The organism is Mesorhizobium sp. M0491 (genome assembly GCF_040321265.1).
GTDB lineage: Bacteria > Pseudomonadota > Alphaproteobacteria > Rhizobiales > Rhizobiaceae > Mesorhizobium.
Genome location: NZ_JAMYRE010000019.1, coordinates 30,366 through 41,563, shown reverse-complemented (window position 1 = coordinate 41,563; position 11,198 = coordinate 30,366). Strand labels below are relative to the sequence as shown.

General features: G+C 64.0%; 10 protein-coding genes. 7 read left to right on the top strand and 3 right to left on the bottom strand.

Features of this window, described 5'->3' with window-relative positions; genetic code table 11:
- Positions 1-6: 6 nt before the first annotated feature.
- Together NKI69_RS23415 and NKI69_RS23410 are read left to right on the top strand one after the other, a co-directional pair.
- Positions 7-2,418, top strand: coding sequence for a circularly permuted type 2 ATP-grasp protein (locus NKI69_RS23415; RefSeq protein WP_352722603.1), 2,412 nt, complete (start codon positions 7-9; stop codon positions 2,416-2,418).
- 3 nt (positions 2,419-2,421) lie between these two features.
- Positions 2,422-3,306, top strand: coding sequence for a transglutaminase family protein (locus NKI69_RS23410; RefSeq protein ID WP_023809974.1), 885 nt, complete (start codon positions 2,422-2,424; stop codon positions 3,304-3,306).
- 58 nt (positions 3,307-3,364) lie between these two features.
- On the opposite strand, the gene NKI69_RS23405 is transcribed toward NKI69_RS23410, so the two are convergent.
- Positions 3,365-3,541 carry a hypothetical protein gene (locus tag NKI69_RS23405; protein WP_245273167.1) on the bottom strand — a complete coding sequence of 59 codons (177 nt, stop codon included), beginning with the start codon at positions 3,539-3,541 and terminating at the stop codon, positions 3,365-3,367.
- Here NKI69_RS23405 and NKI69_RS23400 point away from each other — a divergent pair.
- The 5 genes from NKI69_RS23400 (at position 3,459) to amaB (ending at position 9,092) form a co-directional block, all read left to right on the top strand.
- The gene (locus tag NKI69_RS23400) at positions 3,459-4,388 is read left to right on the top strand and encodes a glycosyltransferase family 2 protein (RefSeq protein ID WP_245273162.1); all 930 of its coding nucleotides are present in this window, start codon (positions 3,459-3,461) and stop codon (positions 4,386-4,388) included. The two genes, NKI69_RS23405 and NKI69_RS23400, sit on opposite strands and share 83 nt — an antisense overlap.
- Before the next feature lie 99 nt (positions 4,389-4,487).
- Positions 4,488-5,594, top strand: a complete 1,107-nt coding sequence (locus NKI69_RS23395) for a DNA topoisomerase IB (protein WP_128304939.1) — start codon at positions 4,488-4,490, stop codon at positions 5,592-5,594.
- A 107-nt stretch (positions 5,595-5,701) separates the two neighbouring features.
- Entirely contained in the window at positions 5,702-6,076 is a 375-nt protein-coding gene (locus NKI69_RS23390) for a YciI family protein (RefSeq protein WP_023809971.1), read from the top strand.
- Positions 6,073-7,347, top strand: a complete 1,275-nt coding sequence (locus NKI69_RS23385) for an RNA polymerase sigma factor (RefSeq protein ID WP_023809970.1) — start codon at positions 6,073-6,075, stop codon at positions 7,345-7,347. The genes NKI69_RS23390 and NKI69_RS23385 overlap by 4 nt, the downstream gene beginning before the upstream one ends.
- Positions 7,348-7,577: 230 nt before the next feature.
- Positions 7,578-9,092 carry an L-piperidine-6-carboxylate dehydrogenase gene (gene amaB, locus NKI69_RS23380; protein WP_128304940.1) on the top strand — a complete coding sequence of 505 codons (1,515 nt, stop codon included), beginning with the start codon at positions 7,578-7,580 and terminating at the stop codon, positions 9,090-9,092.
- A 44-nt stretch (positions 9,093-9,136) separates the two neighbouring features.
- Here amaB and NKI69_RS23375 read toward each other — a convergent pair whose 3' ends face one another.
- Complete coding sequence (locus NKI69_RS23375) at positions 9,137-10,003, bottom strand: hypothetical protein (RefSeq protein WP_352722602.1); 867 nt, start codon at positions 10,001-10,003, stop codon at positions 9,137-9,139.
- Positions 10,004-10,155: 152 nt separating this feature from the next.
- The gene (locus tag NKI69_RS23370) at positions 10,156-11,019 is read right to left on the bottom strand and encodes a hypothetical protein (RefSeq protein ID WP_164893012.1); all 864 of its coding nucleotides are present in this window, start codon (positions 11,017-11,019) and stop codon (positions 10,156-10,158) included.
- Positions 11,020-11,198: the final 179 nt, after the last annotated feature.

The window sequence follows — 11,198 nt, the reverse complement described above, 5'->3', positions numbered from 1 at the left end:
TCAGCGATGGCAAAGGGGAATCACAAGAGGGGACACGGCAAGCCGCGGACCCACAGCCTGCTGGAGCACTACCAGCCGATCGACGGCGTCGTCGACGAGATGGTCGATGCGTCAGGCAATCCTCGCCCGGTCTGGAAGCATTTTGTCGAGGCGCTCGAGGAACTCGGCGCTGAAAAGCTCGGCCAGCGCTTTGCCCGCGCCGACCAGTATCTGCGCGATGCCGGCGTTTATTACCGCGTCTACGACAAGGCCGGTGCCAATGAGCGCGAATGGCCGCTGGCGCATGTCCCGGTTCTCATCGAGGAGAGCGAGTGGGCGGCGATCAGCGCCGGCCTCGTGCAGCGCGCCGAACTGTTCGAGGAAACCATCGCCGATATCTACGGGCCGAACCGGCTGGTCGAGAAAGGCATCCTGCCGGCGGGATTGATCGCCGCCAGCCCCGAATATTTGCGGCCTGTCGTCGGCACCAGGCCGGCCGGCGGCCACTTCCTGCATTTCTGCGCCTTCGAGCTCGGCCGTGGACCTGACGGCCAGTGGTGGGTGCTGGGCGATCGCACGCAGGCGCCGTCCGGCGCCGGTTTCGCACTGGAAAACCGCGTCGCCACCACACGCGCGCTGTCCGACATCTATGGCGAGATGCATGTGCACCGCCTTGCCGGCTTTTTCCGCCGTTTTCGCGATGCGTTGATCGGCATGGCCAAGGAGACCGACGGCCGCGTCGCCATCCTGACGCCGGGGCCGCTCAACGAAACCTATTACGAACACGCCTACATCGCCCGCTACCTCGGCATCATGCTGCTCGAAGGCGAGGATTTGACCGTCTCCGACAGCCGGCTGATGGTGCGCACGGTTTCCGGCCTGATGCCGATCAGCGTGTTGTGGCGGCGGCTCGACGCCGCTTTCGCCGACCCGCTCGAACTGCGCCCGGATTCGCAGATCGGAACGCCGGGCCTGGTCGAGGCGATCCGCCAGGCCGCGGTTGCTACCGTCAATGCGCTGGGCTCTGGCCTGATGGAGACGCGCGCGCTGCTTGCCTTCCTGCCCAAGATTTCACGGGCCTTGCGTGGCGAGGAATTGCTGCTGCCAAGTGTCGCGACATGGTGGTGCGGGCAAGCTACCGAGCGCGCGCATGTGCTGGCCAATATCGATCGCATGGTGATCGGGCCGGCGCTGTCGACGAGGCTTGCCTTCGAGGACGACGATTCAACGAAGCTAGGCTCGGCTCTGTCGGCCGGGGAGCGGGCGGAACTGGTGGCGCGCATCGAACGTGATGGCGGCGATTTCGTCGGCCAGGAAGCGGTGACGCTTTCGACGACGCCCGTCTATGTCGGCGGCTGGCTGGAGCCGCGGCCAGCGAGCCTGCGCGTCTACCTGGCGCGAACGCCGGAGGGCTGGACGGTGATGCCGGGCGGTTTTGCCCGTATCGGCCTGTCGCTCGACCCGACGGCGATCGCCATGCAGCGCGGCGGCCAGGCAGCGGATGTCTGGGTTGTCAGCGACAAACCGGTGGAGCGCGAGACGCTGCTGCCGCAAGAAGGCGACAGTTTCAGCCGCACCAGGCCCGGCAGCCTGCCCAGTCGCGCGGCGGAGAACCTGACCTGGCTCGGCCGCTATATCGAGCGCTCGGAAGACACGGTGCGCATCCTGCGCGCCTACCATGTGCGGCTGGCCGAAACCTCCGACCCGGATATGCCGCTGCTCGCCGACATCAGGGATTATCTCGAACCTTTCGGCATCGATGTGGAGACAGCGATCCCGTCAGGGCTGATCGGCACGCTGGATAGCGCGGTCTACAGTGCCGGGCAGATCCGCGACCGCTTCTCGCCCGATGGCTGGCTGGCGCTGAAGGACCTGTCGAAAACCATCCATCAGTTCGCAACGACGGTCGCGCCCGGCGACGACGCGACCCGGGCGATGACAGTCATCCTGCGTAAGCTCGCCGGCTTTTCCGGCCTGCTGCACGAGAACATGTACCGCTTCGCCGGTTGGCGCTTCCTCGAGATTGGCCGCCGGCTGGAGCGCGGTATCCAGATCTCCCGCACGCTGTCGCGGCTGACCAGCGCCAAGGCGCCGGACGGCGCGCTCGACATGATGCTGGAAATCGGCGACAGCGTGATGACCCATCGCCGCCAATATCCGGTGCAGGCCGGTCGGCGCACGGTGATCGACCTGCTGGCGCTCGATCCGCTTAACCCGCGCTCCATCCTGTTCCAACTTGAAAGGCTGAAGGCCGAAATCGGCCTGTTGCCGTCGCTCGGCGGGGAGGGGCAAATGTCGCCGGCGGCGAAGGAAATCCTGCAGCTCAACACCCAGATCGCCATCAAGGAGCCTTCGGACATGACCGCAAAGGCGCTGGACGACCTCGCCTATGAAATCGGCGGCCTCTACAACAGCCTCGCCAAAGCCTATTTCGGATAAAGCATGCTCTACGACATCAGGCTTCATCTGCATTACGATTACGCTGCGGCGGCCGGCGGCGGTCGTCATCAGGTGCGCGTACTGCCGTCGACGATACCGGGCGTGCAGCGTGTCATCGCCGCATCCCTGTCCTTTGCGCCGGCACCCAACGAGCGTTCCGACTTTTCCGATTTCTTCGGCAACAATGTCACCTCGATCGTCTTTCGCGACGCGCATGACGCGCTCGACATCAGGATGAGCGCCCGCGTGTCGGTGTCTCGGCCCGAGCCCGGGCTCGACGTGTCGCCCGATATCGCCCGGCTGAGGCAGGAGCTCGCCGCGGTGCGGTCTCTGGCACCTGATGCACCGCACCATTTCCTGACGGCCAGCACCCATGCCGGCATCGACGATGCGATCACCGCTTACGCACGCGACAGCATCGCCGGCTCTGCCGCCGGCACGGTCATGAGCCTGTGCAATCGCATCCATCGCGATTTCACCTATGACGGCGAAGCGACAACGGTGCGGACCCGGGCCAGTGATGCCTTCAAGTTGAAGCGCGGCGTCTGCCAGGACTTTTCGCACATCATGATCGCCGGCCTGCGCGGGCTCGGTATTCCGGCCGGCTATGTCAGCGGCTTCTTGCGCACCATCCCGCCGAAGGGCAAGCCCCGGCTGGAAGGCGCCGATGCCATGCATGCCTGGGTCAAGGTCTGGTGCGGGCGCGATGCAGGCTGGCAGGAATTCGACCCGACCAACGGCATGCGGGCCAGCAACGACCATATCACCGTCGGCCACGGCCGCGACTATTCGGACGTGGCGCCGATCGTCGGCGTGCTCAAGACCACGGGGGGACAGGTTGGCGAGCAAGCTGTCGACGTCATTCCCGTCGTGCTCGAAAGAGCCTGAAGCAGGTCGTACACGCAGCGGTATTTGCGCCGCAATTCGGGATGGACAAGACTGCTTCTCAAATACCGATGCGGCCGCTAGTCTGTATTCGTTTCGGGGTGACGGTAGTTGTATCCTCAAGCGCATGGCGCGAGGGTTTGTAATTGAGAGCAATCAGCGTCGTCATTCCTGCCTGTAACGCGGCGGCGACCATCGCTGCAACGCTGGCGTCGCTACGCAGCGAGGCCGAGATCATCGGCGAGATCTTGCTGGTCGACGACGCGTCGACCGATGGGACGGCAACCATCGCGCGGGAGGCCGCGGCACAACTGTCGTTGCCGCTGCGCGTGCTGTCGGCCAAATGCCGCGATGCAGGCGGTGCCCGCAATTTGGCGCTGGCCGAAGCGGTCTATTCCTGGGTCTACCTGATCGATGCCGACGACCTGCATCTGCGGGGCGGGTTGCGCGCACTGCTCCGCAAGGCCCGGGAGCAGCCGGAGGCCGACATGATCGTCGGTGCCTACCGGCGACGGGTGAACGGCCAGGACCGGCAGATCAAGATGCCGAACGGCTACCAGGCTGCGTGCCTGGCAAATGCTTCGGCCTATGTCAAAGGCGACATACGTTCGGTCGCCGTGGGCAGCGTTCTGGCATCGCGGACCCTGATCGGCGAGACGCGGTTCCCGATCGGAATGGCCTATGACGAGGACACGCTGTTCTGGGCACGGCTGATGAGCAAGGCATCGCTCGCCATGGTTTCGCAACCTGTCATGGTCTACGAGGTTTCGCCGGTACGTTCCGATGACCGCTTTGCCATCAACCCGGTGCGGCGCTTCCTGGACTGGCGCCGGGAACTGCGCACACTCACCGACTGCAACATCCCGTTGTCGGCCCTCAAGGCCAGGGAAGGCCTTGTCGCCCTCAAGATCGCCCGGGTCCACTATGCGCGCGGCGATCTGGGCACCGCGGCGCGCTTCCTGGCGGTAGCCGCGGCCGCGCCAAAGCGGCGCTCAGAAGCTTGGCGCTGCCTGCGCTACAGGTTCAAGCTCGCGGCGCGGCGGCGTTTGTCCGCGCCGCCGATCAAGCTGGAAGGCGCTCTGTAGGCGCCAGCCAACACGATATCGGCGCGAGACGCTTTTCGGACGGCGCGTGGAACCAGCGGTCGGCCAGTGGCTTATCTACGGAATTCGCGTGGAGCCGACATGTTGCAAAAATCCGGATTGTCTCCCAGCCGACCGGCTGGCCAGGATGCTGTGTCGCCAGATGGCGCGCCCAAAAACGGGGCACAAAGCTCGGCCGACCATGCGTCGCTTAGCTATGTCAGTGATGCTGAGCCCGGTATCCGGCGGCTGAAAACAGGCAAGGGGTTTTCCTACCAGGGACCTGACGGAGGGACAGTTTCGGACACTACCAGGGCCCGCATCGAGGCGATCGTCATTCCGCCGGCCTGGAGGGATGTGTGGATTTCGCCGGACGCGGACGGCCATATCCAGGCAACCGGCAGGGACCAGCGCGGACGCAAGCAATACCGCTATCATCCGCAATGGGCCGAAGAGCGCGATGGTGCCAAATATTCGAGCCTGGTTGCTTTCGCCGAGAGCCTGCCGGACCTGCGGCACAGGATCGACAGCGATCTGCGCCGTCGTGGCCTGCCGTTCGAGCGTGTCGTCGCCGCGGTCGTCTGGCTGCTCGACAACACGATGATCCGCGTCGGCAATGCCGCCTACGCCCGTGACAACAAGAGTTTCGGGTTGACCACGTTGCGCGACCGGCATGTGGATATTGTCGGTTCAAGCCTGCGCTTTGCCTTCAAGGGCAAGTCGGGCAAGGAGTGGAAGCTGAAGCTGGTCGACCGCCGCATCGCCAGGATTGTGCGCGGCGCGCAGGACCTGCCAGGCCAGAAGCTGTTCCAGTATCTCGATGAGGACGGCAACAGGCGGCCGGTCCGCTCCGAGGACGTCAACCGCTATATCCGTGAGGCGGTCGGTGACGCCTTCAGTTCGAAGCATTTCCGCACCTGGGGCGGCACCATTCACGCCGCGTCGCTGTTTGCCCAAACGGAACTGCCGCAAAGCCCGGCGCAGCGAAACAGGGCGATGAACAGCGTTATCGACAAGGTTGCCGAGCGGCTGGGCAATACGCGTGCCGTCTGCCGCAAATGCTATATCCACCCGCGGGTCTTCGAAGCGTGGTCGCAGGGGCGGTTGCTGAATGAAATGGCGCAAGCCAACAAACGCAAACGCTCCATCGATGGTCTCGATGACGAGGAAGCTCTCGTGCTGCGATGGCTGAAACCGCGAGAAAGCTGACCAGCGCGGCCGGCTGTGGCCAAATCCGCCACATCTGGATTTTTTTATCGACGTCGTGTCGGGATCGGTCTTACTGTTTCGTCCTTTGACAGAGAAAAGGACCAGCCATGCTCTACGCAATCCTCTGCTATGCTTCCGAAGATGTCGTCTGCTCCTGGAGCAAGGCACAGGACGACGAGGTCATGGCCAATATCCTCGGCGTTCAGGAAAAATATGCCAAGGCCGGCCGGCTTGGCCCGGTGGCACGACTTCTGCCGACGACCGCCGCGACGACCCTGAGAAAGGTCAAGGGTGAATCGGTCGTCATCGATGGGCCGTTCGCCGAGACCAAGGAACAGTTTCTCGGCTTCTACACGCTCGAATGCGCTGATCTCGACGAGGCGGTGGAGTTCGCCCGCGAGCTTTCCGAGGTCAACCCGAGCGGTGGGTCGTATGAAATCCGGCCGGTTTCGGTCTTTAACCCAACAAGGGTTTCCGCATGACCGAAATGGCCTGGATAAGCTCCGCGATCAGCGCCGCCCGCCCGCAGGCCATGGGTGCGCTGCTGCGTTATTTCCGCGATCTCGATACGGCGGAGGAAGCTTTCCAGGACGCGTGCCTCAGGGCGCTGAAGAACTGGCCGCAGAACGGGCCGCCGCGCGACCCGGCGGCCTGGTTGATCTTCGTCGGTCGCAACAGCGGCATCGATGCGGTGCGCAAGCGCGCCAAGCAGGCGCCGATGCCGGAGGAAGACCAGGTTTCCGATCTGGAAGACGCCGAGAGCGATATCGCCGAGCGGCTGGACGGGGCGCACTACCGCGACGACATATTGCGGCTGCTGTTCATCTGCTGCCATCCTGATCTGCCGGCAACGCAGCAGATCGCGGTGGCGCTGCGCATCGTCTCCGGTCTTACGGTCAAGCAGATCGCGCGCGCCTTCCTGGTTGGCGAAAGTGCCATGGAGCAGCGCATCACTCGCGCCAAGGCGCGCATTGCGGACGCCGGCGTGCCGTTCGAGACGCCGGGCGCGGTCGAGCGGTCGGAACGGCTCGCCGCCGTCGCCGCCATGGTCTACTTGGTCTTCAACGAGGGCTATTCGACCAACAGCGGCGAGGCGCCGGCCCGCGCACCGCTGTGCGAGGAGGCAATCCGGCTGGCACGGCTGTTGCTGCGGCTGTTCCAGACCGAGCCGGAGATCATGGGGCTGACGGCGCTGTTGCTTCTGCAGCATGCGCGCGCACCGGCCCGTTTCGACGAGAGCGGCGAGATCGTGCTGCTCGAAGACCAGGATCGCAGCCTGTGGAGCCGCAAGATGATCGATGAGGGGCTGGCGCTGGTCGACAAGGCGCTGCGCCATCGCAAGCCCGGCCCCTACCAGGTGCAAGCGGCGATTGCCGCGCTGCATGCGCGGGCCGAAAAGGCCGAGGACACCGACTGGAACGAGATCGATCTGCTCTATCGCTTGCTGGAGCAGATGCAGCCGTCGCCGGTGGTCACGCTCAACCGGGCCGTCGCGGTCTCGAAGGTGCGTGGACCGGCAGAGGCGCTCGCCATGATCGAGCCGCTGGAAGAACGGCTTTCCGGCTATTTCCATTTTTTCGGTCTCAAGGGCGGCCTTTTGATGCAACTCGACCGGGGCGACGAGGCGCGCGTCGCCTTCGACCGCGCCATAGCGCTTGCGAACACGGCGGCGGAAGCTGCCCATATCCGCATGCATATCGACCGGCTGATCAAGGACGGTGCGGTACGCCCAGCGGCCAAGAAGGCAAACTGAGCGCCATCTGGCTCAATCGTGCAGTTTGGGCTTAGACCATGCCGGGGTGGTGATTTTCCCTTGAACCGAGTAATGCCACGCGATGATCGTGCCTGAGGTGCCTTTGTGCACGCGGGCAGCATGGCGCCAGGCTTTGACCGGCGTGCCTTTTGTGCATGTCGTTGTCCCAAAACCGCTGGGCACTTTTGGGCGACATGCATTATGAGCGACTGGATCTGAAAGGGACAAGAATGACGATAGGCAAGGAAACGACCGAACTGCTGGCGAAACTGGGTGTGGCCAAGGAGACGCTGGTCGGCGGCGACCTGATCGTGCGCAGCCCGGTGACGGGCGAGCAGATCGCGGCGCTGAAGACGATCTCACCGGCTGACGCGGCCAAGGTGATCGATGCCGCGCACAAGGCCTTCCAGGCCTGGCGCATGGTGCCAGGCCCGCGGCGTGGCGAACTGGTGCGGCTGCTCGGCGAGGAGCTGCGTACGCACAAGGCCGAGCTTGGCCGGCTGGTCTCGATCGAGGTCGGCAAGATCCCGTCCGAGGGGCTCGGCGAAGTGCAGGAGATGATCGACATCTGTGATTTCGCCGTAGGCCTCTCCCGGCAATTGTACGGCCTGACCATCGCCACCGAGCGCCCAGGCCATCGAATGATGGAAACCTGGCATCCGCTCGGCGTCGTCGGCGTCATTTCCGCCTTCAACTTCCCGGTGGCTGTGTGGTCGTGGAATGCCGCCCTGGCGCTGGTCTGCGGCGACGCTGTGGTGTGGAAGCCGTCGGAAAAGACGCCGCTGACCGCACTTGCTTGCGAAGCCATCTTCAAACGTGCGGTCAAGCGCTTCGGCGCGGACGCACCTGATGGCCTGGCGCCGGTGCTGATCGGCGATCGCGCCGTCGGCGAGATACTGGTCGATCACCCTAAAGTGCCGCTGGTTTCGGCGACCGGCTCGACCCGCATGGGCCGCGACGTCGGTCCGCGGCTGGCCAAGCGCTTTGCGCGCGCGGTGCTGGAACTCGGCGGCAACAATGCAGGCATCGTCTGCCCGACCGCCGATCTCGACATGGCGCTGCGCGCGATTGCGTTTGGAGCGATGGGCACGGCCGGCCAGCGCTGCACGACGCTGCGGCGCCTGTTCGTGCATGACAGCGTCTACGACGCCTTGGTTCCGCGCCTCAAAAAGGCCTACGAGAGTGTGTCTGTGGGCAATCCGCTGGAGACCTCCTCGCTGGTCGGGCCACTGATCGACAAGGCGGCATACGAGGCCATGCAGAAGGCGCTGAAGGAAGCCGCCGCCCATGACGGCAAGGTGACCGGCGGGACGCGGGTCGAGAACGGCCACCCCGATGCCTACTACGTGCACCCGGCGCTGGTCGAAATGCCAAGCCAGGTGTCACCGGTCACGGAGGAGACCTTCGCGCCGATCCTCTACGTGATGAAATATTCGGATTTCGACGTGGTGCTCGAAGAGCACAATGCCGTGGGGGCAGGCCTGTCCTCGTCGATCTTCACCCGAGACCTGCAGGAATCCGAGCGTTTCCTGGGTGTCGACGGATCGGATTGCGGCATTGCCAATGTCAACATCGGCACCTCGGGCGCCGAGATCGGCGGTGCCTTTGGCGGCGAAAAGGAAACCGGGGGCGGCCGCGAGAGCGGCTCCGACGCATGGAAGGCCTATATGCGGCGCGCCACCAACACGGTGAACTATTCCAAGGCGCTGCCGCTCGCCCAGGGCGTGTCGTTCGACATCGACTGAAGGGCTCGCCGGCTTGGGCATCCCGCACGGGGGATGCCCACCGGTCAGCTGCCTGCTGGCGAGTCAAAGGCCTTGACGAACGCGGCATCGATGATAGCCAGCTTGACGGCCTGGGCGGTCATGTACTCCCGGTAGAAATCGCCCGACACCCACATCACCGAATTGCCGCGCTGGCCAAGCCAGCCAACGCTGCCGAGGTCTTCGGCATCCCGCAGTTTGCGTGCCAGGTGGGTTCGCGACAGCTTGAGCCATTTGGCGAAATCGCCGATCGAGACGACGCCAGTCGGTATTGCAGCGAGGCCGGCATGGTCGGGATCGACGCCCGATATCAGCCAGTCCATGACGACGCCGCCATTGTTAAGCCAGGTGAACAGCGAAAAGGTCTGCTTGGGCTCGCGCACGGGACTGGAGGAGATCAGCCCGTCAGCCACCAGCGGTTGCACCCTGGCGAGCGCATAGGGCCGCTCCAGAAACGTTGCCAGACGGTTCGCGCCGTCGAGACTGTCCAGTGTGTGCAGATGAGCCATCATCCAGCCGGCGAGCGTGTCCAGCGTGTTCACTGTAGGCTGTATGGGGCGGATGCGGCCATCCTGAGTTGCCGAGAGGTGCTCGATGAAATTGTAGTGCAACATCTCCTTGAGGAAGGCGTCGGCGGTGTTGCGGCTGGCGACGGAATTCTCCCGGATGACGTCGATGAAACGCGCCGCCGTCAACTGCTTGCGGTAGTCATCGGGCTCCCGTCTGAAATGCAGGGCAAGGCCGATATGCGCCATCAGCCAACGCTGCTGGGTGGCAAATATCGAGGCAAGCCTCGGGTTCGTCTCGTAGGTCTGGATAAGCGCCTGCGCCTGGGCACGGACACAGCGATGCAATGCCGGGTGACCGGCAATATGGTCCAAGGTCAGCGCCATTCTCCCCCCGTGCGTCAAGCCCCCCAACGCGAAGACGCAGATCACATTTTCAGCCTTCAAGGCCCGTGTCCAGACGCGCCCGCTCTATAACAGGTTATGATCGCCAGTAGACAATGTTCACGGCCCGGGCAGATATCGATCGCGCCGATCCTTCAGCGGTCTTCCGGAGCTGGAAAACAGGCGTCGAAGGCCGCATCGACAATGGCCAGCTTGGCGGCCTGGACGGTCATGTACTCCTGGTAGAAAGTGTTCGATACCCACATCACCGAATGGCCGCGCTGGCCGAGCCAGCCGATGCTGCCGAGTTCCTCGGCAGCGCGCAGCTTGCGGGCGAGGTGGGTCCGCGACAGCTTGAGCCATCTGGCGAAATCTCCGATCGAAACCACGCTGGTCGGAATCCGGTCCAGGCCGGCATGATCGGGGTCGATGCCCGACATCAGCCAGTCCATGACGATGCCGCCATTGTTGAGCCAGATGAACAGGGAAAAAGTCTGGTTGGGCTCGCGCACCGGCTTGGAGGCAAGCAGGCCGTCCGCCACCAGAGGCTGCAGCCTGACAACCATGTCGGGCCGCTCCAGGAACCTGGCCAGCCGGTTGCCACCGTCGAGATGATCCAGCGTCTGCAGATGGGCAAGGACCCAGCCGGTGAAAGTCTGCACGGTTGCCGCCGTTGGCTGCAAAGGGTGCGTGCGCCCGTCGCCACCCGAAACATACTCGGCGACATGATAGTGCAGCATCTCCTTGATGAAAGCGTCCGCCGTGTTGCGGCTGGCCACCGCGTGCTGGTGTACGAACTCGATGAAACGCGATACCGTCAGCTCCTTGCGGCGGTCGTGCGGATCGCGCCTGAAATGCATGGCAAGGCCGACATGACCCATCAGCCAACGCTGCTGCGTGGCGAAAATGGAAGCCAGTCGCGGGCTCGTTTCATAGATGTTGATCAGCGCCAACGACTGTGCCTGGACACAGCGATGCAGGGCCGGATGGCCGGCAATGTCTTCCAGATTCAGCGCCATCCTCCTCATGTTCCGAGTTAACTCCAACAGCGGAGTCGCGTCCACATTTTCCAGCCTTCGATAGCTGTGTCCAGAGGCACCAAATGCGAAGAGCAAGCCCAACCCGAACATGGGCCGGCCACGACCGGTTCATGGGATCCGCTAACCGATTGCTATGGCTTGGAAAACCCCTCCCAATA